The organism is Caballeronia sp. GACF4 (assembly GCF_023631025.1).
Lineage (GTDB): Bacteria > Pseudomonadota > Gammaproteobacteria > Burkholderiales > Burkholderiaceae > Caballeronia.
The window spans coordinates 231985-256738 of the sequence record NZ_JALQDW010000026.1; the positions used below are offsets into that span (position 1 = coordinate 231985).

At 61.3% G+C, this 24754-nt stretch carries 18 protein-coding genes and 1 pseudogene; 11 read left to right on the plus strand and 8 right to left on the minus strand.

Annotated elements, in window-relative coordinates; translation table 11 throughout:
* Positions 1 to 10: 10 nt before the first annotated feature.
* On the minus strand, positions 11 to 1213 hold the full coding sequence (gene prpF / locus NCR40_RS24955; RefSeq protein ID WP_404989386.1) for a 2-methylaconitate cis-trans isomerase PrpF: 1203 nt from the start codon (positions 1211 to 1213) through the stop codon (positions 11 to 13).
* Between the two features lie 36 nt (positions 1214 to 1249).
* On the minus strand, positions 1250 to 3511 hold the full coding sequence (locus tag NCR40_RS24960; protein WP_250494505.1) for a multicopper oxidase family protein: 2262 nt from the start codon (positions 3509 to 3511) through the stop codon (positions 1250 to 1252).
* A gap of 472 nt (positions 3512 to 3983) precedes the next feature.
* Between NCR40_RS24960 and NCR40_RS24965 the strand changes: the two genes are divergently transcribed.
* From NCR40_RS24965 to NCR40_RS24985, 5 genes are read left to right on the plus strand one after another with little or no spacing between them, the layout of a single operon-like run.
* Entirely contained in the window at positions 3984 to 5588 is a 1605-nt protein-coding gene (locus NCR40_RS24965) for an ABC transporter substrate-binding protein (protein WP_250510982.1), read from the plus strand.
* Positions 5589 to 5598: 10 nt separating this feature from the next.
* Positions 5599 to 6579, plus strand: a complete 981-nt coding sequence (locus tag NCR40_RS24970; RefSeq protein WP_250510983.1) for an ABC transporter permease — start codon at positions 5599 to 5601, stop codon at positions 6577 to 6579.
* 44 nt (positions 6580 to 6623) lie between these two features.
* A complete protein-coding gene (locus tag NCR40_RS24975) occupies positions 6624 to 7574 on the plus strand; it encodes an ABC transporter permease (RefSeq protein WP_250510984.1) in 951 nt (316 codons plus the stop codon).
* 11 nt (positions 7575 to 7585) lie between these two features.
* The gene (locus tag NCR40_RS24980) at positions 7586 to 9274 is read left to right on the plus strand and encodes an ABC transporter ATP-binding protein (protein WP_250510985.1); all 1689 of its coding nucleotides are present in this window, start codon (positions 7586 to 7588) and stop codon (positions 9272 to 9274) included.
* 29 nt (positions 9275 to 9303) lie between these two features.
* Positions 9304 to 10503, plus strand: a complete 1200-nt coding sequence (locus NCR40_RS24985; RefSeq protein ID WP_250469250.1) for an acyl-CoA dehydrogenase family protein — start codon at positions 9304 to 9306, stop codon at positions 10501 to 10503.
* Between the two features lie 108 nt (positions 10504 to 10611).
* Here the strand turns inward: NCR40_RS24985 and NCR40_RS24990 are convergent, their stop codons facing one another.
* From NCR40_RS24990 to NCR40_RS25000, 3 genes are all read right to left on the minus strand, one after another.
* A complete protein-coding gene (locus NCR40_RS24990) occupies positions 10612 to 12024 on the minus strand; it encodes a cytochrome-c peroxidase (protein ID WP_404989405.1) in 1413 nt (470 codons plus the stop codon).
* Between the two features lie 97 nt (positions 12025 to 12121).
* Positions 12122 to 13804 (minus strand): phospholipase C, encoded by a 1683-nt coding sequence (locus NCR40_RS24995; protein ID WP_250494509.1) that lies wholly within the window; start codon positions 13802 to 13804, stop codon positions 12122 to 12124.
* Positions 13805 to 13977: 173 nt separating this feature from the next.
* Entirely contained in the window at positions 13978 to 14853 is an 876-nt protein-coding gene (locus NCR40_RS25000) for an aldo/keto reductase family oxidoreductase (protein ID WP_250510986.1), read from the minus strand.
* A 90-nt stretch (positions 14854 to 14943) separates the two neighbouring features.
* On the opposite strand from NCR40_RS25000, the gene NCR40_RS25005 reads away from it, so the two are divergent.
* Positions 14944 to 15606 carry a TetR/AcrR family transcriptional regulator gene (locus NCR40_RS25005; RefSeq protein ID WP_250469255.1) on the plus strand — a complete coding sequence of 221 codons (663 nt, stop codon included), beginning with the start codon at positions 14944 to 14946 and terminating at the stop codon, positions 15604 to 15606.
* An 85-nt stretch (positions 15607 to 15691) separates the two neighbouring features.
* A complete protein-coding gene (locus tag NCR40_RS25010; RefSeq protein WP_250510987.1) occupies positions 15692 to 16336 on the plus strand; it encodes a DsbA family oxidoreductase in 645 nt (214 codons plus the stop codon).
* A 17-nt stretch (positions 16337 to 16353) separates the two neighbouring features.
* Here the strand turns inward: NCR40_RS25010 and NCR40_RS25015 are convergent, their stop codons facing one another.
* Complete coding sequence (locus NCR40_RS25015; protein WP_244830887.1) at positions 16354 to 16827, minus strand: hypothetical protein; 474 nt, start codon at positions 16825 to 16827, stop codon at positions 16354 to 16356.
* A gap of 213 nt (positions 16828 to 17040) precedes the next feature.
* On the opposite strand from NCR40_RS25015, the gene NCR40_RS25020 reads away from it, so the two are divergent.
* Entirely contained in the window at positions 17041 to 18237 is a 1197-nt protein-coding gene (locus NCR40_RS25020) for an L-dopachrome tautomerase-related protein (RefSeq protein ID WP_250510988.1), read from the plus strand.
* Positions 18238 to 18597: 360 nt separating this feature from the next.
* On the opposite strand, the pseudogene NCR40_RS31650 reads toward NCR40_RS25020, so the two are convergent.
* Positions 18598 to 20082: pseudogene (locus tag NCR40_RS31650) on the minus strand (MmgE/PrpD family protein).
* A gap of 308 nt (positions 20083 to 20390) precedes the next feature.
* Between NCR40_RS31650 and NCR40_RS25035 the strand changes: the two are divergent.
* From NCR40_RS25035 to NCR40_RS25045, 3 genes are read left to right on the plus strand one after another with little or no spacing between them, the layout of a single operon-like run.
* Positions 20391 to 20672, plus strand: coding sequence for a DUF3649 domain-containing protein (locus NCR40_RS25035; RefSeq protein ID WP_250510991.1), 282 nt, complete (start codon positions 20391 to 20393; stop codon positions 20670 to 20672).
* The gene (locus NCR40_RS25040) at positions 20669 to 22285 is read left to right on the plus strand and encodes a PepSY-associated TM helix domain-containing protein (protein WP_250510992.1); all 1617 of its coding nucleotides are present in this window, start codon (positions 20669 to 20671) and stop codon (positions 22283 to 22285) included. Before NCR40_RS25035 ends, NCR40_RS25040 begins: the two co-directional genes overlap by 4 nt.
* Entirely contained in the window at positions 22282 to 22566 is a 285-nt protein-coding gene (locus tag NCR40_RS25045) for a DUF3325 domain-containing protein (RefSeq protein ID WP_244830883.1), read from the plus strand. Before NCR40_RS25040 ends, NCR40_RS25045 begins: the two co-directional genes overlap by 4 nt.
* 28 nt (positions 22567 to 22594) lie before the next feature.
* Here the strand turns inward: NCR40_RS25045 and NCR40_RS25050 are convergent, their stop codons facing one another.
* Complete coding sequence (locus NCR40_RS25050; RefSeq protein ID WP_250511107.1) at positions 22595 to 24613, minus strand: TonB-dependent receptor; 2019 nt, start codon at positions 24611 to 24613, stop codon at positions 22595 to 22597.
* Positions 24614 to 24754: the final 141 nt, after the last annotated feature.

Genomic DNA, 24754 nt, shown 5'->3' on the forward strand with positions numbered 1-24754 from the left:
CACGTCCAGCTTACTTCGTCGTGACCGACGACGGCACGAAGACGAAACCTTCCATCAGACGCCGCGCGCTGCGGCTCATGATGGCTTTCGTCACGGTCCAGCTTCCGTCGCGTTGCTCGGCTTTCGCGCCCACTTCGAGACTGCCGGAAGGATGCCCGAAGCGCACCGGTGCGTGCGCATTCGCGACGAGCCGGTTGACGACCGTCCCCGGAATGGCCGCCGCGACGGCGATAGCCACGGCGCCCGTGCCCGTCATCGCGTGATGCAGCTTGCCCATGGAAAAGATACGCGCGTTGATGTCGAGCGCGCTCGCATCGACATGCTTGCCGCTCGATGCGACATAGCTCGCGGGCTTCGCGACGAAGGCGAGCTTCGGCGTATGCGGGCGCGATTGCGTGGCTTCGTCGGCTGACGCGGCGAGACCCATGCGCACCGCGGCGTGAGCGCGAATGGCTTCGGCTCGTTGCAGCAAGGCGCTGTCGCCGTTCACGTCGCGCTGCAGCTCGCTGCCTTTCAAGTCGAGCGATGCCGCATCCACGAAAATGGCCGGGTTTCCCGCGTTGATCATGGTCATTTCGACCGGGCCGACGCCGGGCACGTCGAGCACGTCGATAGCGTTGCCGGTCGGAAACATGCTCTCGTTTGCATCGCCGGCCGGATCGAGGAATTCGATCTTGATCTCGGCTGCGGGGAAGGTCACGCCGTCGAGTTCGAAGTCGCCTTCTTCGACCACTTCGCCATCTTTCATCGGCACATGCGCGGTGATCTTCGCGCCGATATTCGCCTGCCAGATGCGCACGGTGGCCGTGCCGTTACGCGGGGCATCGACGAGACCCTGCGCGATGGCGAACGGACCGACCGCCGCAGTCAGGTTGCCGCAATTGCCTGACCAGTCGACCACCGGCCGGTCGATGGCGACCTGACCGAAGCGATAGTCCACGTCGCAATCTTCACGCGAGGAAGGACCGATGATCACGACCTTGCTCGTGCTGGAGGTCGCGCCGCCCAAGCCGTCGATATGCTGGCCATAAGGGTCGGGGCTGCCGATCACGCGCAGCAGGACGGCGTCGCGCACGGCAGCGTCGGCGGGTAGCCAGTCGTCGCGGAAAAATACGCCCTTGCTTGTGCCGCCGCGCATGTAGACGGCCTGAAACTTCGACTGAGCCAAGATGATTCTCCGGGTGTGCACGCATTCGATGTCTTCATTAAACATCAAAACGTCCCGACCCGGATAACTTACAAAACCATCTCAACGCCTGGCATAGTCTTTCGCCGAACACAGCGAGGCTGCCAGCGCGACTTGCGTTTCATCCTCGCCGCGCAGACGCGCGAGCCACTTGCCCGCGTTTGCCGATGCAGTAGCGAACGGCGCGGTCACGCGTTGCAGATAGGCTGTCATCGGCGAGACGATACTGACGTTCTCCATCATGCCGCGATCTTCGTGATCGAGGATATGGCAATGCATGACGAATTCGCCCGTGAAGTCCTGATAGATCGTGCGCATGGAAAGCTGATACCCGGCCTTGATGAAAAGCGTATCGCGCTCCACGCCTTGCAGGTTGCAGTACTCCGTGTCGCCGGTTTGAAGCTCTTCGTCGGTGCAACCCCCCGAGCCATTGAAAATGGAGTTGCCGGCTGCGTTCTTGATGTCGATGATCCTGAACGGATTCGTGTGAATGTGAAACACGTGTGTGGCGAAGGCCGTGGCAGAGACGTTCCATTGATCGATGTTGCCGAGCACGCCGGTGTAAGCAGTGACGCTCGGATCGTAGCTCTTGCCGTTGATGGTGAATGCGGGCGGCTTGATGTCGAACACGGCAGGAACGACGTTGACCACCTTGCCATCCACCGGCACACTGGGCGCGAACGCTCGCAACGTAAGCGATGCGAGATCCGTCTTCGCGGGTTCCGCGAGCGTGGGATTGGCCGCGACCAGTTGATTGCGAATGTATTGCCAGTAGCGCGAGTGATTGCCGACCGTGGTGTTCGGAATGTTGACGCCGGGACCGACACGCGCGAGCGACAACAGACGCCGGTCCTTCGCCTTCGATGAATTGGTTCTGAAGTTGATGGTCGCGGAAGCCGAGGCGGCTTCGTCGAGTATGCAATACACGCCCGGCGATGGAAAGGCCACGAGCACGTCGCTGCGGTAGCCGGGGTTCATCGAATTGACGTCCTTTTCGACCATCGCGTTCATGGTGATGCCGTCTTCGGCGAACTCGAGTTGCTTGACGGTTTCACCGCTGCAGAGTTGATCGAGCGTCAGGGTCTGCGACGTCTTGGTGTTGTCCTTCGCGAGCGCCGAGGCTGCCGCGCTCGTCGCCGTGTTGACCTGCGCCGCGCTCAAGGACTGCGAATCCGCCACGCCAACGGCCGAGAGATTTGCACGCACTATCTTCACATTGATGGTGTCGCGATTGCCGCCATGCACCATGCGAAGACGGCGCACTTCGCCTGCGGGTACGAAGGTCGTGGCGCTCGGAAAGACTGGCTGAACCACGCCGTTGATCTGCGTATAACGGCCGGATATTTGCCACGTCGAATTGAACTGCCCCGTGTGACCGGGCCGCGGGTCCTGAACGAAGGAAAGCTGGTTCGTATAGCCGCGAATTTCGCCGATCTTTCCAGATGGGCAGATCCATTCGAAAGTGGTCGGGTCGGCCAATGGCACGGTGGATTGCGCGTCGCTGAAGCAGCCGTATTCGATCTGCTGAAACAGCATGACGTGTTCGCGCATCGGCAAGGGCAACAGCAGGAAGCGGCGATGCAGGATGGTGTCGATATCGGCGCTGCCATCGACGACGCCACGGCGCGCCTGACGTGAACCGCGCACGATCAGCACGCCGGCCATGCCGCTCGCGACATCGATGGCAGTCGAGCCGTGCAGATGCGCGTGATACCAGAACGTGCCGGAGGGATGCGTCGACGGAATGTTATAGACGTATTGCTGCGACTGCTGAGGCAGCACCGTCAGCAGCACGTTGTCCGACTTGCCGGAAGGCGAGACATGCAGACCGTGCGTATGGATGTTCGTGTGATTGAAGCAATGCGGCGTGGAGTGATCCGGATTGTCCGGGCAGTCGTCCACGGGATCGTTCACCTGCAACCTGTTGTTGAGCTTCAGCCTGAGCGTGGCGCCCGGCTTGATGCTGATGGTCGGCCCGGATGGGCAGCCATTGTACGAACGCATCGACACGGTATCAAAGGCGTTGGTGGAGGGGTTGTAGATGCGGTAGCTGCCCTTTTGCACCGACAGCGTGACCGAGGCCGAATTACCCGATGGATTCAGCCCTTGCAAGCACTGAAGCCGCGCGAGTATCGAAGCAAGCCCGCCCGGCGTTGCGACCGCTGTGTTGTCCGCCGTGGTGTCGGAGTCGTCGCTGAGATCGTCGAACGAACGTGTGGTCAGCGTGCTCGACGTGCTCTGCGCGAAGCTCATAGCGGGCGCGAATGCACAAGCAAGAAGCACGATCGGCAGAGCGCTTTTGAAACGACGAACGAGGGATTTCATGATCCGCTCCTTGCATGGACGAACACGGTTGGCTCGCTGCAAGAGGACATTAGGTGATTGGAAGAATGTCGTATCCCTAATCTTTTTCGATCTGTTCGCTTCACCACACGATGACCCGAGCGAGACGGTAAAAGCCGGTTGGCGTTGAAATCCCTGAGAGGGGAATATGAAAGGAAACCGAAGGGCGATGCCTCGGCGTCATCGCTTGCATGGAATTAGATCGGAACCCGAAACAATCTTCAGATGCGACGAAATTCATCGCATCAATGCCATGGATTCATGTCTGACGATTAGGCGAAGTCGTCCTTGCACTCCCAATCCCGTCATAAGCTTTCCACCCGTTCGTGCTTTTGCATATGCAAATCGATTCGTTCGCGTCCGCGTGACGGCGTTTTAACGTGTGCGCTGCGGCAGCAGCCCAGCAACGCCGCCAAGATCATCGACGACAGACGAAACAAAGGAACGGCATTACATGGCAGGCATCGATCGACGGGGATTTCTCATTTCATCGGGCGCGGCGCTCGCGTCCGCAAGCCTGTCCTCACTGGCGTTCGCTCAGGGCGACGCCGGAAGTCCGAAGCGCGGCGGCACGCTCAACATGCTGATCAATCCCGAGCCGCCCGTGCTCGTGTCCATCTTTCAGACGACGGGACCCGCGCTCGTCGCCAGCTCGAAAGTGCTGGAAGGCTTGCTCGCCTACGACTTCGATCTGAAACCGAAAGCGCAATTGGCGACCGCATGGAACGTAAGCCCGGACGGTCTCAAGTACACGTTCACGCTGCGCGAGAACGTCAAATGGCACGACGGCCAGCCGTTCAGCTCGGCCGACGTCGCGTTTTCCATCGATTTGCTCAAGTCGATCCATCCTCGCGGGCGTAGCACGTTTGCCAACGTGGTGAAGGTCTCGACTCCCGATGCGAGCACCGCCGTGATCGAATTGTCGAAGCCCGCACCGTATCTGTTGAAGGCGTTGTCGGCGGGCGAATCGCCGATGGTCCCGAAGCATCTCTACGCCACGGGCGACCCGCTCTCGAATCCGCACAACAACGCACCCGCCGGCACGGGACCGTTCCGCTTCAAGTCGTGGACACGCGGCGCGAATATCGTCTATGAGCGCAACCCGGACTACTGGGATGCGGGCAAGCCGTATATCGATTCGCTCGTGTTCAAGGTCATTCCCGATGCGGCGGCGCGTTCCGCTGCGTTCGAAACCGGCGCGCTCGATCTCGGCGGCGAGAATCCGGTGCCGCTCACGGACTTGCCGCGTCTTGGGCAACTGCCGCAGCTTGCCACGGAAACGCGCGGGTATCGTTTTCTTCAGCCGCAATCGGAGATCGACTTCAATCTCGATCATCCGATCCTGAAGGATCTGCGCGTGCGTCAGGCCATTGCGCACGCCATCAATCCGCAGATAGTGCAGCGCACGATTGCATACGGTTACGCCGATATTTCGCCGACACCGATCACGCCTGCATCGCCCTATCACGACGCCAAGATCACGCCCTATGCGTTCGATACGGCGAGCGCCGAGAAGCTGCTCGATGCGGCGGGTTATCCGCGCAAGAACGGCGGGCCGCGTTTCAGTCTCACGCATGACTTCCTGCCTTATGGCGATATGCATCGGCGTCAGGCGGACTATGTGAAGTCGGCGCTCTCGCGCGTGGGGATCGACGTGACAGTGCGCTCGCAGGACTTGCCTTCGTTCCTGAAGCGCGTGTATGCGGACCGCCAGTTCGACTTCACCAGCATAGGCGTGAATACGCTGTTCGATCCGAGCGTGGGCGTGCAGCGTCTCTATTGGTCGAAGAATATTCGTCCGGGCGTGCCGTTTTCCAATGCGCCGCACTACAGCAATGCGGAAGTCGATACGCTGCTCGAATCGGCATCCGTGGAAACGGATGAAGGCAAACGGGTCGCGCTTTATCAGCAGTTCCAGCAGATCGTGAATCGCGACTTGCCTGTTCTGAACCTCATCGCGCCGCGCATGATCACGGTCGCCAACAAGCGCGTGCATAACCACACGGTGTCGGCGCAAGGTCTGGAAGGCAATCTCGCCGATGTCTGGCTGAGCGCGTGAAGGCATCCAAATGAGCCGACGCACGCGCCTCGCCGCCATCGTTCGCCGCACGGCGTGGCAAGCCGTGCCGACGATGCTTGCCATCGTGATCCTCAACTTCTTCCTGCTGAAGCTCATGCCGGGCGATGCCGCCGATGTCATCGCGGGAGAGTCCGGCTCGGCCACGACGGAGAGCTTGCAAGCATTGCGCGCGAAGTTCGGTCTCGATCAGACGGTGCTCCATCAGTTGTGGTCGTATCTCTCGCATCTCGCGCACGGCAGTCTTGGTTTCTCGCCGCGTTACGACGCGCCCGTCATGCAGCTAATTCTTTCGCGGTTGCCCAATACACTCATTCTGATGGGCGCGGCACTTGGCATTGCAATCGTGGCGGGCATCGTACTCGGCGCGGTCATGGCGCATTGGGCCGGCAAGTGGCCGGACCGTGTGCTGTCCGTGCTTGCGTTGTTGCTCTATTCGACGCCGGGCTTCTGGGTCGGGCTTCTCGCCATCGTGCTGTTCTCGGTGCATCTCGGCTGGCTGCCGAGCGGCGGCGACGTGACGGTTGGCGCGAACCTTCATGGCTTCGCTTATCTGGCCGATATCGGCAAGCACGTGCTGTTGCCCGCGGTCACGCTCGCCACGTTCTTCGTCGCGATCTATGCGCGTCTCACGCGCGCCGCCATGCTCGAAGTGCAGCGGCAGGACTTCGTGCGCACGGCGCATGCAAAAGGATTGCATCCGTTGCGCGTCACCGTGCGGCATGTGCTGCGCAATGCGCTGATGCCGCTCACGACGATGGTCGGCATTCACTTCGGTACCTTGCTCGGCGGCGCGGCCGTGACCGAGACGGTGTTCAGTTGGCCAGGGCTTGGCCGCCTCGCGGTCGATGCCGTCATGGCGCGCGACTTCAGCGTTCTGCTCGGCGTGCTGCTGCTTTCGTCGCTGCTCGTGATCGTGGCGAACGTGGTGGTCGATCTGTTGCAGGCATGGCTCGATCCGCGTATAGCCTGATACGCCCGGCACGCCCGACACGCCTGACATTCATTCGAGGACGCATGGCTTCCGATTCCCCCGAACTCGCTTCATCCCATGCCTCGCCCTGGCGGCGTCAGCTCGCGGGCGCGTTGTTCGGCACCCGCCGTGGTGAAGGCGCACCCACGGCCCGCGCGCGGCGTGGCGCATGGCACGCGTTATTGCGCAACCCTTCGGCGCTTGCGGGACTCGTGTTGCTCGCGGCGTTCATCGTGCTTGCGTTGAGCGCGCCGCACTTCTTTCCGGGCGATCCGCTCGACATGGTAGCGCTTCCATTCGAATGGCCTGGCGCCGATCCGATGTATCGCCTCGGCACCGATTCGCTTGGCCGAGATGTCGCCGCGGGCGTAGCCCACGGCACGCGCGTGTCGCTACTGATCGGCGCATCGGCGGCTGCGATCGGCTTGTTGATCGGCACGCTCGTGGGCGCTATCGGCGGCTTCTTCGGCGGTCTCGTCGATGATCTGCTCGTGCGTATCACCGAACTCTTTCAGACAGTGCCGTCGTTCCTGCTCGTGATCGTGATCGTCGCTATAGGACGGCCCAGCGTGACGATCATTGCGCTTGCCATCGGCATTGCTTCGTGGCCCACGGTCGCGCGAATCGTGCGTGCCGAGTTCCGCACCTTGCGTCAGTCGGACTTCGTGCTTGCGGCGCGCAGCCAGGGCTTCAGCAACGCGCGCATCATCTTCGGCGAGATTCTGCCGAACGCGTTGCCGCCGGTGATCGTCACTGCATCCGTGATGGTGGCGAGCGCCATCCTGATCGAATCGTCGCTTTCGTTTCTCGGCATGGGCGACCCGAACGTCGTCACGTGGGGCGGCATGATCGGCGCGGGACGCGATTCGCTGCGTACCGCGTGGTATCTGACGGCGATACCGGGCGCGGCCATCGTGCTCGCCGTGCTCGCATTGAACCTGCTCGGCGACGGTCTCAACGACGCACTCAACCCGCGCATGCGCGAACGACCATGACGAGGCGCGACGTGGCCAATCTACTTGAAGTGCGCGACCTGCGCGTGAGCTTCGGCGCGCAACACGCGGTGCGCGGCATCGACCTCAATATCGCGGAAGGCGAGACGCTGGCGCTCGTCGGCGAATCGGGCTGCGGCAAGTCCGCGACCGCGCTTTCGCTCATGCGTCTCGTGCCGGAGCCCGGCCGCGTGACGGGCAGCGTGCGTTTCGACGGACGCGATCTGCTTGCGCTGGCCCCACGTGAAATGCGTGCGATGCGCGGCCGACAGATATCGATGATCTTCCAGGAGCCGATGACATCGCTTAATCCGGTGCTGTCGATCGGCGCGCAGATCGTCGAGACCTTGCGGCAGCATGAGGCGCTCTCGAAGGAAGCCGCACATAGACGTGCCATCGAATTGCTCGACCTCGTGCATATTCCCGAGCCGCAGCGGCGCGTGTCCGACTATCCGCATGAGCTTTCGGGCGGGCAACGTCAGCGCGTGATGATCGCCATGGCGGTGGCGTGCAGGCCGCGTCTTCTCATCGCCGATGAACCCACCACCGCGCTCGATGTGACCATTCAGGCGCGCATCCTCGAATTGCTCGCGGAGCTGCGGCGCGAACTCTCGATGTCGTTGTTGCTCATCACGCACGACCTCGGCGTCGTCGCGAACCATGCGGACCGGGTGGCGGTGATGCTGGCGGGCGAGAAGGTCGAGGAAGCGAGCGTGGAGCAGCTTTTTACCGCGCCCAGCCATGCCTATACACGGGGATTGCTCGGGGCGTCGTTGAATCTGTCCGGCGAGTTGCATTATCGCGAGTGGAAGCTGCCGGAGATAAGGCACACCGTCACCGAAGACGGTAAGCCCGTCTTCGACGTTACGCCGCTTGCGCCGCATCGGATCGTGCCGACCGCACAGGCGGACGATGTGCCCTTGCTTTCAGTGCGGGATTTATCGGTGCATTACGCGCATCGTCATGGCAAGGACTTGCTGCGTGCGGTCGATGGCGTGTCGTTCGACATCGCACGCGGTGAGACGGTCGGTCTCGTTGGCGAATCGGGTTGCGGAAAGTCCACGCTATCGAAGGCGATCATGCGGCTTGTGCCGTCCGCTGCCGGCGCGATCCAACTGCGCGGCACCGACCTCGCACCGCTTTCCGAACGTGCCTTGCGCCCGCTGCGCCGTCAGGTGCAGATGGTGTTCCAGGACCCGTATGCGTCGCTCAATCCGCGCCGTAGCGTGGGTGAAATACTCGAAGCGGTGCTCGAAGTAAATGGCATCGGCGATGGCAAGACACGGCGTGCACGCGCTGCGGCCATTCTCGATCGCGTCGGTTTGCCCAGTGCCGCGCTCGGGCGCTATCCGCATGAATTTTCGGGCGGTCAGCGTCAGCGCATAGGCATTGCGCGTGCGCTGATTCTCGAACCCGCGCTTCTTATCTGCGATGAACCCGTGTCCGCGCTCGACGTATCCATACAGGCGCAGATTCTCAATCTGCTGGTCGAACTCAAGCGCGATCTCGGGCTTGCGTATCTCTTCATCTCGCACGATCTTTCGGTGGTGCGCTATATCGCGGACCGCGTGCATGTGATGCAGGGCGGACGCATCGTGGAGAGTGGACATCATCGCGAAATATGGCGAGCGCCGCGGCATGCTTATACGCGCACGCTGCTCGAAGCCATTCCGGTGAAGCAATTCGATGCGGAAGCCGCATGACACAGAACCATTCAAACAAGGAAGAAGGTATGTCACAACAGGACCCGCGCCAGGCCGCGCTCGATGCGCTGCCCGCGCTCGCCGAGGCGATCGGCGAAGATGCGGCCGCACGCGAGGTGCGCCGCGAGTTGCCCTTCGAGGGCTTCGCATTGTTTCGTCAGTCGGGTCTTGGCAAGCTGCGCTTGCCCGTGGAATGGGGCGGTCTCGGCGGGTCGCTCGAAGACGTGTTTCATGTGATCGCCACGCTTGCCGCGCATGAAAGCAATGTCGCGCATGCGCTGCGTATTCACTTCGATCAGACCGAAGCGCTGTTGCTCTCGCCCCGCACGCCGTTCAACGAATTGCAGATCAGGCGCGTGGTGGATGGCGCGATCTTCGGCGGAGCTTCGACCGAAGCGGGCACGTCGCGTCCCGGCGAGATCACGACCCGTTTGCAGCGCGACGGGGAACACTTTCGCCTGAGCGGCCGCAAATATTACTCGACGGGCACGGCGTTCTCGGACTACGCGCGCCTCAACGTGCAGGACGAAAACGGCGATGCGGCCGTTGCCATCGTACCCGTGCAACGTGAGGGTTTTCGCGTGATCGACGACTGGGACGGCATGGGCCAGCGCATGACGGCAAGCGGCAGTCTCGAGTTCGACAATCTGCTCGTGCATGCCGATGAAGTCACGCCGCGCGTGCAATCGACGCTCACGGGACGTCATGGCGGCGCGTTGCGTCAGTTGCATCTCGTGACGGTGGCGGCGGGCATCGTGCGCAATATCGTCGCGGATGCAAAGCGTTATGTGCTGAAGCATGGCCGGCCGGTGATGCACAGCACCGCGCCCACCGCGCGCGAGGATGCGTTCATTCAGCAGGTGATCGGCGAACTGAGTGCGCATAGTCACAGCATCGATGCACTGGTGCGCGAAAACGCGCGCGAGCTGGAGCGTTCCGCGCAAGCCATTCGCAATGGCGTTGCGAATGCCGAGGCGCTCGTGCTCGAAGGCGCGCTTGCGACGGCACGCACGCAGATCGTGGTCAGCAAGCTCGCGCTGTTTGCAGGCGAGCGGATGTTCGAGGCGGGCGGTGCATCGGCGACTTCGCGGGCGCACAACTTCGACCGGCACTGGCGCAATCTGCGGACCATCTTCAGCCACAATCCGCTGCTGCACAAGGCACGCGTGATCGGCGACTACGAATTGAACGGCGTGACCACGCATTTGACCGAAGGGAAGGTTTTCTAAGCGGCATTGAAGCCGTTCACCGGACGAGGCACGGCGACGTGTCCAGCGCTCGCGTGGGTTTTCAGCGCAAATCGCCTTCATCACGAGGCGATGAAGCCATCGCAAAGCTCAGGGCTTGTAGCCGTCGTTCAACGTCTGCAGGAACGCGACGATGTCGCGAATATCCGCGTCCGTCATCGCGGGCTTGTCGCCGAACTTGCGGTCGAACGGCGCGTCCTTGTCATCGATATTCGCGTGATACCGCGGCGGCAGATCGTCGTACTTACGCACCGCGCCCTTCGCGTCTTTCGAATAGAACTTTTGCGGCGCGGTATTGCGCTCGTTGTAGAAGGCCATCACGTCGTCGAGCGAATGATAGATGCCGTTGTGAAAGAACGCGTGGCGCGTAGCGACGTTGCGCAGCGTTGGCGTGAGGAACATGCCGCAATACTGCGTCTGGTCGCGCAGATCGTCACGGAAAGGTCCGCATACGCCCATGTCGAAGAACTTCGGATCGTGATTGGTCGCGAGCTTGTCGTTGCGCGGCACGCCAAGCGACTCGTACTGATAATCCGTGAACATGGGCGGCAGGCCATCGCCGCCAGGCTTCGACAAATGGCATCCCGCGCAATTGGCCTTGGCGGGATCGTTGAAGAGGTGCAGGCCGTGCAACTCCGCTTGCGTGAGGCGCGTCTTGCCTTCGAGCCAGTAGTCGTACTTGCTCGTATAAGGATGAAACGCCTGTTCCTCAACCTGATAACGCGCCACCGCGAACATGGCTTCCGACACGGCCAGGCCGCGCGTATCGAAGATGCGCGGGCCGAAGAGCTTTTCGAATTCGCCCTTGTAGGCCGTATGCGCGAGCTTGCCGGACACTTCGTCGAGACTCGTGTTCGCCATCTCGACCGGGTTCAGCATGGGACCGGATGCCTGTGCCTGCAAGGTATCCGCGCGGCCGTCCCAGAAGAGGCCGCCTTGTGGAACCAGCGCGGGTGCGGCGGGCGCCACGCCTGCGTTCTTCGTGGCGCGTTGCGTGCTTTTGGCCTGATCGGCGAGTTGCGCGAGATCGGGCGGGGCGTCGGCATCGCCTGCATCGGGACCAATGCTGAAGTTCGGTTGCCGATACAGATACATGAGCGAAGGCGGCGGCCGATAACCCTGCAAGCTCAAATGCGGTCCGCCTTCCTGCACGGACAGATCATTGGATGGCCCGAACGAATGGGCCGGGTCATGGCATGACGCGCACGACTGCTTGCCGGATGCGGAAAGCGTCTTGTCGAAGAAGATGTTCTTGCCGAGTTGCGCGACCGCACTCAGTTGCACGGCCGGCGGACGCTGCAAGACAACCGGCGCGGGATTCGCGCCGGTCAGGTTTTCCACGATCTCGCCGACGGCCGCAGGCACATGTGATGGATACATCAACGCAAACGCACCGAACGCGCCTGCGGCGATCACGAGGGCAGCAACGCCGCGTAACGCATGACGCCTGAGCGGCGGCTTGTGAAGGGAACGACCGAAGGGGGGTTCGACAGTAGCGGACATGTGCGGATGAGTTCGGAAAAACGCGATGTCGCCGGCGAGCGGCGACACGATACGAGTGGCGATGGCGCGCATTGAACGCGCACGCCATGCGCCACCTTCAGATTGCGGGCACCGATGCGACCGGCGAACCGAGCGACTGATCGACGAAGACCTTCGGGTTGTTGCCCTTGCCCGAGAAGTCGAACATGCCCATGATGCTGCCGGCCGTGGCGTCGAACGAACCGCTGCCGAGACGCGTCGAACCAAGCCAGTTGTCTTCGATGAAGCGCACCACCGAAGCCTGCGAGATCGCCGTGTGATCGACGTAATTCACCTTCGCCCAAGGCGAGATCACGAGAAACGGAATGCGCGTGCCCGGACCGCAGCGGCCATTCACCGCGCCGCCGTTCACGCCGACGGGCGCCGCGCCCGAGCCGCATTTGCCCGCACCGTTCAACTGGTCGGCTTGCGGATCGAACGACGATGAAGTCGGTACCGCATAAGCGTGGTCGTACCAGCCATCCGAGTCATCCCATGCAACGATCACGGCCGTCGTGTTCCAGTCCGGCTGTTGCTGCAGGAAGTTCACGATCTTCGACGTGAAAGCCTGCTCGTCGAGCGGATCGGAATAGCCCGCATGGCCGTCCTGGAACGCGGGCGCCTTGATGAAGCTCACCGAAGGGTAGTTGCCGGCCTTCACCGCAGCGAAGAAGTCGTCGCTATCGTATTCGTGATTCGCGGGCTCGGCGGTCTTGCCATCCGCCTCCAGCGACGAACCGATGGCCGCCGTCGAACTCGGACGCAAATGCTGCGGATTCGCCGTCGACGCGTAGTACTGGAACCAGTTGTGATGTGCAACGTAGTCGGCCGTGGATGCATTGACCACGTTCGAGAAGGTCGCGCGCTTGCAACCGGTCGAGCCGTCGCTGTTCACGGTGGCGAGATTGAAACCGCCCATGAAGCCGCCCCACGTGATGCTCTTCGCATTGAGCAAGTCGCCGATGTTCTTCGAGGTCATCAACGCCTGATCCGTCGTGCTCGAACAGACGTCGTTGGCGGGATCGACGTCGTTGATCATCGAGAAGCCGCCTTGACCGTCGGCGACATAGTACGAGCCCGATGCCGTCGTCAGGTTGAACACGGGCTTGCTCGTCTTCACGATCTGCATGCCGTTGTTCTGGCCGGAGACGACTTCGAGCGCGCCGGGCGTGGACGGGCCGTAGGTGTCGGTGTACGCGTTGTCGCTCATCGCGAAGTTTTGCGCGTAGTTCCACAACGCGGCGACCGTGTTGCCGTCGTAATAGCCCATGACTTGGCCTGCCGTGCCGAATGCACCCGCGCCGCCGCTCGAACCCTTACCCGTGTATTTCGGGAAGAGATCGGCTGCACCGTTGTTATAGGCTTGTTGTTCCGCGGTGTAAGCGTGGTTCTGGTCGGCGGTTGCGGCTTGCGTGCGATCGAGGCGGAACGGGTTGGCGGCAGCCGCGCCGTTCAGCGTGTTGACGAAGTTCGGGTTGGCCGTGAGCAGCGTGCCAGTGAGGCCATTGACCGTCGGCGTGCCGGCGGCCGCCGTGAAGGCGGGCTCGCCTGCGGGGTTGGCGGCGTTCGGGTAGGTTGCGAAGTAGTGATCGAACGAGACGTTCTCGTTGAAGATCACGACTACGTGCTTGATGGGCGTGGCGGTGACGAGCTTGTTTTGCGCGCTCTGTTGAGCGTTGTTGTCGTGATCGCTGCCGCAGGCGTAGAGGCCGAAGGCGGCGATCGCGGCCGATGTTGCGACCATGATGGCTCGACGAAACATGAAGGAACTCCGGGGGTCGATGTGATTTTGTTTGATGAGGCGCAAAGGCTTCTCCTCGACGCGGATTACAACACTCGCGTGTTGCGCGTCGAAGTCGAAGCGCTTTCGCACCTCTTACTTCACATTGACGATTCGGCGTACTCCGGCGTGTTTCCGATCCGACTCCGTAAGGCTTATTTCGCGGCAGCCCCGATGCCGTTCAGTTCCTCGATCACTTCCTGCGACAATTCGAGGCCCGCACTTTCGATGTTCTGCCGCAAATGCGCGCGTGATGACGTACCCGGAATGAGCAGGATGTTTTGCGAGCGTTGCAGAAGCCATGCAAGCGCTACTTGCATGGTGGTGGCGTTCACTTGTTGCGCGACGCGATTCAAAATGTCGGATTGCAAGGGCGAGAAGCCGCCGAGCGGAAAAAACGGCACATACGCTATGCCTTGCTGCGCAAGATGATCGATCATGGCGTCGTCGCCGCGATGCGCGAGGTTGTACTGGTTCTGCACGCAGACAATAGGCGTGATGCTCTGTCCTTGCGCGAGTTGCTTCGCCGTGACGTTGCTCAGGCCGATATGCCGGATGAGGCCCTTGCGCTGCAATTCCGCAAGCGTCGTAACCTGTTCCTCGATATCGCCTTCAGCGGGACCGGCTATGTCGAACATGACGCGCATGTTCACGACGTCCAGCACGTCGAGGCCGAGATTGCGCAGATTGTCGTGCACGGCAGATTCGAGTTCGGCGGGAGACCGCGCGAGATTCCACGATGCGTCGTCGCCGCGTTTGGCCCCCACCTTGGTGACGATCACGAGATCGTCGCGATACGGATAGAGCGCTTCACGAATCAGTCGATTGGTCACGTGCGGGCCGTAAAAGTCGCTCGTGTCGAGATGCGTGATGCCGCTGTCGATCGCTTCACGCAGCACGGCGATGGCTTCGTCGTGGTCCTTGGGCGGGCCGAACACATGCGGCCCTGCGAGTTGCATGGCGCCGTAACCCATGCGCGGCACGGACGATTCGCCGAGTTGATAGAGGCCAGCGCGGTTTGCGTCGGTCATTGCAATGCTCCTTGCATCCGTCGATGCGAAATGGATTCTTGAAACTGCTCGTCTATAATACGAATAATCCTTCAGATTGTGCATTCGCATATGTCGAGCGACAACAAGACCGCGTTGAAGCCCCGCAAGCTGCCGCGCCAGGCGCGTTCGCAGGCCACCGTCGATGCAATCTTCGACGCCACTATTCAGGTTTTGCTGGCCGATGGTTTGCAGCGGCTCACCACCATTCGAGTGGCCGAGAGGGCCGGTGTGTCCATCGGCACCTTGTATCAATACTTTCCGCACAAGCAGGCGTTGTTGTTCGCGGTGCTGGAGCGGCATCTCGGCAGAGTAGGCGACGTGCTCCAGCAGGCGGCGGAGTCGGTGCATGGCGAGTCGCTGGCGACCATGGTGTCTACAGTCGTGGAGGCATTCGTACGAGCAAAGACCGCACGCATAGATGAAGCGCGCGCGCTGTATGCGGTCGCGGCCGAACTCGATGTGCGGGAGCTTGCGCAAGGCGCGGAACGCCGAAGCCGCGCTACGCTCGTTGCCATGCTTGCGACAGCGTCGGACGCCATCTTCGACGATCTCAATACCACTGCCTTCATGCTCGCAGCGGCGATGGTTGGACCCACGCGCTTGATGGTCGAAGGCGGAGCACCGCGCGCCATGTTGCGGGCCCTGCCGCGTCAACTCGAGTCGCTATGTCTGGGTTATCTGGAGCGAGAGGCAAGGCCGCGCGCGCGGTTGAAGCGCACTGGCGCTTCGTGAGTACGGCGTGCATGGGGCGGAGTTAGCCAGCCTTCGAGTTTTGAGCTAGGCTTGATGTCTCGACTCAACTCATGGCTGCAAAATCATGTCTCGTCCCCTGCAAATCGACTTCGTTTCCGACATCGCGTGCCCGTGGTGCGCCGTTGGTCTTTCGTCATTGCAACGCGCGCTGGAACGCCTAGGCGATACCGTCGATGCAACCATCACGCTGCATCCGTTCGAACTGAACCCGGACATGGGTCCGGAAGGCGAGCGTATTGTCGATTACCTGGGCAGGAAGTACGGCCGCACGCCCGAGCAAATAAAGGAAGCGCAAGCGATGATCCGCGAGCGTGGCGCGAGCGCCGGCTTTACCTTTGGTCAGCGCGATCGGGTGTACAACACATTCGATGCGCATCGGTTGCTGCATTGGGCGCGTATCGAAGGCAAGCAAGTGCCGCTCAAGCTCGAACTCCTGCGTGCGTATCATTCCGATGGTAAAAACCCGAGCAATCGAGATGTATTGATCGAAGCCGCCAAGGCCGTCGGGCTCGACGGCGACGCCGCGCGTGAAGTGTTGACGAGCGGTGCGTATGCGAACGAAGTCCGAGACGAGGAACGCGAGTTCCAGCAACTCGGCATCAATTCGGTGCCCGCGATCATCTTCGATCGACAATATCTCGTGAGCGGTGGCCAGCCCGTGGAAGCGTTCGAGGAGGCCATCCGCAAGATCGTCGCCGAGGCGCAGTAAGGAAACGAAGGGCGCGCTTACTTGGCTGCGCCGACGAGCGAGAAAGCGTCCCAGGTCGGATCGATAGGCGTGTGCGGATTGTGCGTGAGCGCTTCAGCCACGAGCGGTTCGCATGCGCCGTAATCCGAACCGACACTGTCGCTATGCGCTTGTGGGAAGTTCACGCCCGTGACCTGACCGCCCCAACGATTGACGGTCGCGGTCATGCTGCACTTGCCAGCCCCACCCACCTTCAAATCCAGCACGAGCGCGTTCAAGTCGAGCGCCGCATCGGAGTTGGAAAAATTCCACTGCACTTCCATACGGTCGCTTGGGCTATTGCGATCCACGAGCTTCATGGTCTTGTCGGGAATGCCGACGGACTGCACCAGATCGAGCACATTGGAGCCGATGAGCGCGCCGTCGGTGTTGCGGGCTTCATGCGTTCGAATGGCGCTACATCCTGTCAGCAACGTGAAAAGAAAAGCGAAAGCGATCGTCAAACGTGACATGCGGGCTCCTTTCGATGAGCGTATCGATTGATGAAACGGCGCGCGTCCCTCGAATGGTGCAGGATTGCCGAACGACGCGAACCGCTTGAATACTGGTGCGACACCGCTGCTGCGGGCTGGTTCCAAACTTGCGGCATCGGTGTATGTGTTGAACACGGGTTACTCGCTTTCAACGCGCCACGGAAACAGTCCAAGCCATGCGAAGGAGACTTGATGCACAACGATGAATCACGACAATCGAACATGCGGCGACGCGTGCTTGCTTCCATCGGCGCGGGTTTGCTCGGCACGATGAGTGTGGGTGCAGCGACGCAGACGGCATTTGCTGCAGGTGCAAAAAACGCGCCTCGTCTGGAAACCGTGGCAACTTTCGACGATGATTTTCGTCTCGTGGGAATCGGCGTATCGAAGGAGGGGCGTGTGTTCGCCACGGCGCCGGCTTCGGCGAAGCGATCGCGTTACAGCATGGTCGAAGTCGATACGAAGACCGGCGCGCTCACGCCGTTTCCCGACGAAAGCTGGAATGTTTTCAAACCGGATGAAGATGGTTCGCATCAGTGGATCTCGGTGCAGGCGCTATGGGTCGATGAACAGGACCATCTGTGGGCGCTCGACTCGTCGCTGACATCGGTCGATCAGACACGTCAGCCACCGAAGCTGATCGAGTTCGATCTGGCTACGAAGAAGATCGTGCGTCGGTTCGACTATGGCAGTGTGGTGACGCCGAAGGACTCGCTCAACGACATTCGCGTCGATCTGAAACACGGCTACGTGTTTTTGAGCAATGCTGCAAATCAGGGCGGCGTGGCAGTGACGAACCTTGCAACTGGCGAGTCGCGTCTCGTGCTCGCGGGCGACAAGTCGAGCGTGTCGGACCCGCAGCAGCATCTCATGTTCCGCGATCAGATTGCGCGCAAGGGCGATGGCAGCGTCCTCGTCTTACAGACCGATGGCATTGCGCTTTCGCCCGATCGCGAATGGCTTTATTACCGGCCGCTCACGGATCACCACTATTGGCGAGTGCCGACCAAGGCGCTTATCGATACGTCGCTTTCTGCTGACGCCCTATCGAAGAAGGTGCAGTTTCTCGGCGACGGCGCGTTGACCGGCGGTCTCATCATGAGTCCAGCTGGCGTGCTATACGGTGGCGATCTGGAGAACAGGACCGTGGTGGGCTTCGATGTCGTCGAGAAGCATGGCAAGCCTGGGCTCGTGCAGAAGACGCTGGTGGGCAAGCATCCGCAGCTTTCATGGGCAGATGGCTTTGCTATTCAAAACGGCTACTTGTATATCGCGGATTCGCATTTGCATGAGTTGAACAACTTCTCCAATCCTTACCCGCGCGAAGGCAAGTTCGCGATCTTTCGCGTGCGCTTGCCGAAGCAGCCGGCGCATGGGTTGGCGGGTTGAGTTTAGCCTGGCGGTTGATGCTGCGGTTTATCGACGGATTGCCCAAGCGAGTCAAGCAAGGGCCACGCGCTTGCCAGTTCGCTTCGCATTTAGTCGATGAGCCATTGCGCGATCTGCCGCGCATGCTCCGAAAAACTCGACGAGCGATGTTCGACCACACCAGTGACAACCCTTCGCTACATGACGACTCCGTGCTGGCACCACCTTGCCTTCGTTAAGCGGTGCCGCTATTGCCAGCAACCATCCGGGGACAATGCGACGCACAGAGTTCGAAACTGCGTGGACTGAAGGGCAGTCGGTCAGGTCGGTTGATGAGGTATCGGTTTGGAGAATCTGCTTGGCTGAGTCGGTATGCACGATTCAACGTGGAAGCGCCGCCAACGCAATATCGCCCGCGTTCCCTAATTGCTCGACCTGCCAGCATTTATCCATCAACGCGCGAGTTTGCTCGGGCGAGAGAATCCCATCGGCGAGATCGGAGAACTTCTTCTCCAATTGCTGATCAGTCATCGGCACTTCGGTACTGCCGATAGCGTGCTGAATATACTTGTGCAGCTTGCGGCCGTCCTTCAGCACGATCGTCATGTCGACCTGTTCCGGTTTTATCGCGGGATCGATGATCGCATTCACCTTGTCGCGCAACGCGATGGTGTTCGGGTCGCGCACCTTCGCATCGCTGAACTGCTTCTCACCGGCCGCGCCGTCGATGATCGCAATCGCTACCGCATGATAGATGCTGAACTTGCCTTCGAGCCCGATCTGCGGCGTCTTCTTCCCCGTCAACTCAATGACGAGAGGATGCACGCGAAGATCGATACGTTCTATTTGATCCGCTTGCAGCTTGTTTTCGTTGCGAAGCTGAATTGCAGCGTCTATTGCCGGATGAATGACGATGCCGCATGCAAACGGCTTGTACGTATTCAAGGTCGATTCGTAATGCGATCCCAGACCTTCGGTAATCTCGCGGTAATCCTGCTTCGTGCTGATGGTGTTCGCCCATCCGCGCTTGGCTTCGATCATGCCGTCAGAACTCGTGTAATCCCTTGCCGCCAGCAAGGCCGCGAAGATGCCGTTCGCGGCGGCACGCCCCGGATTGAAGCTCTTGTTCATCGAGCCGAATGACTCGCGCAGTCCTACCGGTTGCGACGCTGCAAGTCCCAGCGCCCATACCATTTGCTGAACGCTCAGTCCCATGAGCTTGCCGGTCGCGGCGGCCGAGCCGAATACGCCGCATGTTCCGGTGATGTGCCAGCCGACATCGTAGTGGTTGGGATACACGGCATTGCCAATGCGCAGTTCGGTTTCGACACCCAGCACGAGTGCGTTGAGGAAGTCCTTGCCCGACACCGGTTGGTATTGCGAGAACGCGAGGATCGCGGATGCCACGGGACCCGCTGGGTGAATGATCGTCTTGAGATGCGTGTCGTCGTAATCGAAGATATGACTGCTGACGCCATTGATAAACGCCGCGTTCATGATGTCGAAGCGCTCGGCGCGGCCCAGCAGATTGGCTTGTGGCGGACCTCAGAATGGCGTGAGCGCGGCGACGGCGCGACTGACGGTTTCATCGTGCGAGCCGCCCACCGCGACGCCGACCCAGTTCATGAGCGTGCGCACGCCTTCCTTGCGTGCTGGCGCGGGCAAATCTTGATAGCTCGTCTTGCAGATGAACTCCGCAAGTATGCGTGTGACTTTCGGCGGGCGGGCGTTGGGTGCGCTTGCGGGCGCAGGTGTTGAAGCCGAAGCCGCGTTAGATTGAGCGAACGCGGCCGGACTGACGGTAGCCGATGCCAAGGCACCCGCTGCGCTGGTCCTGAGAAAATTACGACGGTCGAATGCGGACATTTTCTTTGTCTCCTTGAGTACTCATGCCGTGAAAGATGGCTCGGTATCGCGGCGAGCAGGTTTCGCTCCCGAAGGGATCAGACTCACGGTCCTCCAGCGTGATAGGACCTCTCCTTGACAGCCTCGTTCAGCAACTGTTATTAATAATGGTTATCATTTAGCCTGAATCGATCACGCCGTTGGCTTACGTGAGCATCGCGCTTGCAACTCCTGCTCGGCCATCTGTTTCGATGCCTTCGGCGTCGGTCACACGGCGCGTGTCCGCGACGGGACACAGCGCACTCATGAACTAAAGGATTCGCCAGCCAATGACTGGTTTGATTACGAACCGAATTGCCCGCGTGGGGCCGCTCGTATCGCGCATCGTCTGCGCGATGTTGGGCGGTTACACGCTTGCCGCCCTGACGAGCGTCGCCGCGCTCGCGCTGCCGATGAGCAAGCCACAAGCGGTGCTCACCGGCATGCTGGCAAGTTTCGTCGTCTACGTATGCGCGGTGATCTGGGTCTTCGCGGTGCGGAGCGCAACGCGCGCATGGTTCGGATGCCTTATCTTATCGATACCGCTCCTGATCGCAGCGTGGTCGGTATGAAGGCAGACGTCAAACCGCGCGGCATCCGCCAGAGCATGTCGGACCTGCATACATGGTCCGGTCTGCTCGTCGGGTGGATTCTCTATGCCATGTTTCTCACCGGCACGGTCAGTTACTTCAAGGACGAGATCTCGCAGTGGATGCGCCCGGAAGTCGCGCATCAAAAGGTCTTGCCCGACGCGGCATCCGCTGCCGAACGCGTCGCCGCGACGCTCGGCACCATCGCTGCGGGAAGCTCGCAATGGAGCTTCGACTTGCCGAACGATCGCAGCAGCGTGATGGGATCGTTCTGGCGCACGCCGGGCGCGGCGCAGGGCCGGCGCACGTTTTCGGAAGCGAGCCTCGATCCTGCAACCGGCCAGAAAGTGACTACGCGCGAGACGCTCGGCGGTGACTTCTTCTACCGCTTTCATTTCCAGTTTTACTACATGCCCGCGCTGTGGGGACGCTGGATTGCAGGCTTCTGCGCGATGTTCATGCTGGTCGCAATCGTGAGCGGCGTCATCACGCACAAAAAGATTTTCATCGACTTCTTTACGTTTCGATGGGGCAAGGGACAACGCTCATGGCTCGACGCGCACAATGCGCTGTCGGTGTTCGGCCTGCCGTTCCACTTGATGATCACCTACACCGGTCTCGTTACGTTGATGGCGATGTACATGCCGTTCGGCGCATCGGCCGCATTCAAGACGCCCGCGGAACGCCAGCAGATGACGGCGCAACTGAGCGCATTCATTCAACCGGGCAAGCCCGATGGAACGAAGGTTCCGCTCGCGCCCATCGCTCCGATGGTGCGCGAAGCCGAAGCGCGCTGGGGCCGGGAAAATGCGGGACGAGTGACGATCACGAATCCGGGCGACGGCGCGGCACGCGTGGCCGTATCGCGTGGCGATGCGGTGCGTGTATCGATGAGTCCGCAGTATCTTCTCTTCGATGGCGTGACGGGCAAACTCATCGACGTGAAGGACAGCGTGGGCGCAGCCGCCGAAACGCGCGGTGTGCTCTATGCGTTGCATCTCGGGCGCTTCAGCGGTCTGCAACTGCGCTGGCTGTATTTCATCGTCAGTCTCGCGGGCACGGCGATGGTCGGCACTGGCCTCGTCATGTGGACGGTCAAACGCCGTCAAAAGCTGCTCGATCCGACGCGGCCGTACTTCGGCTTCTGGCTCGTCGAGCGGCTGAATATCGCGAGCATTGCGGGACTTTCCATCGCCATGACCGGATATCTGTGGGCGAATCGACTATTGCCCGTGTCGATGCACGACCGCGCCGAAGCGGAGATCAACCTGTTCTTCGCCATCTGGGCGGCAACGTTGCCGTGGGTGTTCGCGCGGCCCGCGAAGCGCGCGTGGATGGAACTGCTTTGGCTTGCGGCTGCCTTGCTCGCGCTCTTGCCGATGCTCAATGCCTTCACGACGCAAAGGCCGTTCTGGCGCAGTGTCGCGGAAGGCGATTGGGTGTTCGCCGGATTCGATCTGATGATGTGGGCGTTCGCCGCGTTGCATGCCGCATTGGCGATACGCACAGCACGTCACACGCCGCGCGTGAAGCCCGCGAGAACCGTCGACGAGCGCAAGGTGCCGATGAAGGAAACCGAGGAGGAAAGCACGTGACGCAGGGAATCGCCTTGCTGGTCTGCGTCGTGTCATTCGCGTTTCTTGCGCTGGCAATGGAGCGGCATCAAGAGACCCTCTTCGGACGCGAGTTGTCACGCGGTCAGTCGCGCGCGTTTCGCACCGCCGGATGGTGCGGCCTCGTGCTCGCGCTTCGATACCTCGTCGGCGGCGAAGGCTGGGCGCTCGGACTCGTGAGCTTTAGCGGATGCACGAGTCTTGCCGCAGGCATCGTATATGGCGCGCTCATCTTGCTTGAGCGACGCGAGGTTCGTGGATGAATGAAGCATCGCCCACGCCTCGCATCCATCAAAACGCCGTGCGTAATCCGATCATCACGCTGCGACCGCCTTCAGGCGCGATGTCCCTTACGACCGAACTCGCGTAACGCACTTCCTGATTCGTCAGGTTCTGTCCGCGCACGTAAGCGAGCCAATCCGTTGGTCCGACGCGGAACTTGTACGTGAGCGTGAGCCCGAGCGTCGTGTAGCTTCCCGTCGGCAGATCGTTCTCCGGCACGCGATGCTGCGCCCACGCGTGAACCATTTCCGCGCGCGCGCCGTAAGGACCGTAGCCGTAGTCGAGCGCGAGCGTCGTGCGCAACGGCGAGATGCGCGGCAAGGCTTCGCCGGTATCGACATTACGGGCATGCGTGTAATCGGCGACGACTTCTACATCGAGCCGATGCGCGCCTTGATCGAGCACGCGCCATTTGCCATCCAGTTCGATGCCGTAAAACTCCGCGCGCACGCCGCGATAAACCGCTTCGTCGAGCGCGTCGTCGGTGCCCGGCGCCACGGGCGTGTCGTCGTCGTTGACGAGACGGCCCGTGTTGAACTCGGTCAGATAGTTGCGAAAGCGGCTGTAGAACACGCCCGCGCTGCCTTTGTTGGGGCCGCTCGCGAAGCGCAAGGACAAGTCGGTGGACACGGCCTTTTCCTTCTGCGCGTCCTGATTGCCGATCAGGTACTGACCGGTGGCATCGTGCGGACCGTTGGCGAAGAGTTCGTAGTAAGTCGGCGCGCGCTCCGTGTAGGCGAGATTGCCGACCACCGACCAGATCGGATTCAGCTTGAACAACGCGCCCGCGGACACGCTTCCCGCGTTGAAATCACGCGACATCGCCGATGCGAATTTCTCGTTGCCGCCCGCCGTCGGGTCGATCTTCACATGCTCGTAGCGTGCCCCGACGCTGAGCGTGAGCGCGTCGTTGACGGCCCATTCCTCGAGTCCGAAGAGCGCGGCGCTCGTCGTCTGCGATGTCGGCACGAGCGCTTCGTCGCCGAGCGCGGAAAATGTGTTTTGACTCAACTGCACGCCGATGGCGCCATCGAACGGACCGATCTTCTTGTGACGCGCCTCGATGCGCGCCTCGTAGCCGTGGTTACGAAAGGTCGTGCCGGTTTCGCCGTCGTCGATCTCCTTGTGTTCGTAATCGGTATAGCCGAAGTTGAACTTGAGCTGGCTGAACGGTCCTTGCAGATTGCGTATCTCCGATGCCGCCGTCACGTGATCCTGATGCATGCGCAGACGCACATCGTCTTCGGCGACCGATCCGTAGTTCGCTTCGTAGCCGTTGTAGCTCACACCCGCATATCCGTCGGCCCAGGTGTAGGACGTGCCGACCGCGCCGCCGTGCCAGCGCCCGTCGCTATTCGGGATGCTGCCGTAGGGCTCTTGCGCGTCCGGTCCGTCGAGCTCGCGCTGGCGATCCGAGTGCGTAAAGCCGGGGACGCGCTCCTTGCTGGTTTCGCGGTCGAAGGCATCGACGTGAAACGCGAACTGTCCGTTGCCGCCTTCCACGAGCGCCGCGCCCGCGCGCGCATCGTTGGCGCCGCCATAGCTGGCATCGGCCTGACCGGAGACGCCTTTGATCGGCTCGCGCGGAATGCGGTTGTCGATGGTGTTCACCACGCCGCCTATCGCGTTGCCGCCGTATAGCAGCGCCGCCGGTCCGCGCACGATCTCGACGCGCTCCACTGAAAGCGGATCTTGCGGGACGGCGTGATCGTACGAGAGCGACGATGCATCGAAGGCCGCGACGCCGTTTTGCAATATGCGGATGCGGTCGCCGTCCATGCCACGGATGATCGGCCGGCCGACCATCGGACCGTAAGTCGTCGTGGAGACGCCGGGCAGACCGTTGAGCGTCTCGCCGAGCGAATCGCCGCGTCGCAGAGCGAGGGCGTCGCCGTCGAGCGCGCTGGATGGCGACATCAACTGGTTCGATCCAAGCGGATTCGCCGTGACGAATACCGGCGTGAGCGCGGTGTCCTTTACGTTGCCGGCGGCCGTCTGGCCGCGTGCCACGGCGGTGACCAGCAGCATGCCGAGTGGCAAGAGGCGCTGTTTGCGCGGCGCTGGATGAGCGAAAGGCGTATGGTGCAAGATTTTATTGCTCCTGTCGAAATGATATAACGTTGCATCCGATGAGCGTACGGAGGCGTAAGGAACGGCATCCACCGCAGG

Bases quoted from the DNA above. Each gene is read 5' to 3' on its own strand.
- prpF (WP_404989386.1), bottom strand. From the start codon at position 1,213: ATGTTTAATGAAGACATCGAATGCGTGCACACCCGGAGAATCATCTTG.
- NCR40_RS24960 (WP_250494505.1), bottom strand. From the start codon at position 3,511: ATGAAATCCCTCGTTCGTCGTTTCAAAAGCGCTCTGCCGATCGTGCTT.
- NCR40_RS24965 (WP_250510982.1), top strand. From the start codon at position 3,984: ATGGCAGGCATCGATCGACGGGGATTTCTCATTTCATCGGGCGCGGCG.
- NCR40_RS24970 (WP_250510983.1), top strand. From the start codon at position 5,599: ATGAGCCGACGCACGCGCCTCGCCGCCATCGTTCGCCGCACGGCGTGG.
- NCR40_RS24975 (WP_250510984.1), top strand. From the start codon at position 6,624: ATGGCTTCCGATTCCCCCGAACTCGCTTCATCCCATGCCTCGCCCTGG.
- NCR40_RS24985 (WP_250469250.1), top strand. From the start codon at position 9,304: ATGTCACAACAGGACCCGCGCCAGGCCGCGCTCGATGCGCTGCCCGCG.
- NCR40_RS24990 (WP_404989405.1), bottom strand. From the start codon at position 12,024: ATGTCCGCTACTGTCGAACCCCCCTTCGGTCGTTCCCTTCACAAGCCG.
- NCR40_RS24995 (WP_250494509.1), bottom strand. From the start codon at position 13,804: ATGTTTCGTCGAGCCATCATGGTCGCAACATCGGCCGCGATCGCCGCC.
- NCR40_RS25000 (WP_250510986.1), bottom strand. From the start codon at position 14,853: ATGACCGACGCAAACCGCGCTGGCCTCTATCAACTCGGCGAATCGTCC.
- NCR40_RS25005 (WP_250469255.1), top strand. From the start codon at position 14,944: ATGTCGAGCGACAACAAGACCGCGTTGAAGCCCCGCAAGCTGCCGCGC.
- NCR40_RS25010 (WP_250510987.1), top strand. From the start codon at position 15,692: ATGTCTCGTCCCCTGCAAATCGACTTCGTTTCCGACATCGCGTGCCCG.
- NCR40_RS25015 (WP_244830887.1), bottom strand. From the start codon at position 16,827: ATGTCACGTTTGACGATCGCTTTCGCTTTTCTTTTCACGTTGCTGACA.
- NCR40_RS25020 (WP_250510988.1), top strand. From the start codon at position 17,041: ATGCACAACGATGAATCACGACAATCGAACATGCGGCGACGCGTGCTT.
- NCR40_RS25035 (WP_250510991.1), top strand. From the start codon at position 20,391: ATGACTGGTTTGATTACGAACCGAATTGCCCGCGTGGGGCCGCTCGTA.
- NCR40_RS25040 (WP_250510992.1), top strand. From the start codon at position 20,669: ATGAAGGCAGACGTCAAACCGCGCGGCATCCGCCAGAGCATGTCGGAC.
- NCR40_RS25050 (WP_250511107.1), bottom strand. From the start codon at position 24,613: ATGCTGCTGGTCACCGCCGTGGCACGCGGCCAGACGGCCGCCGGCAAC.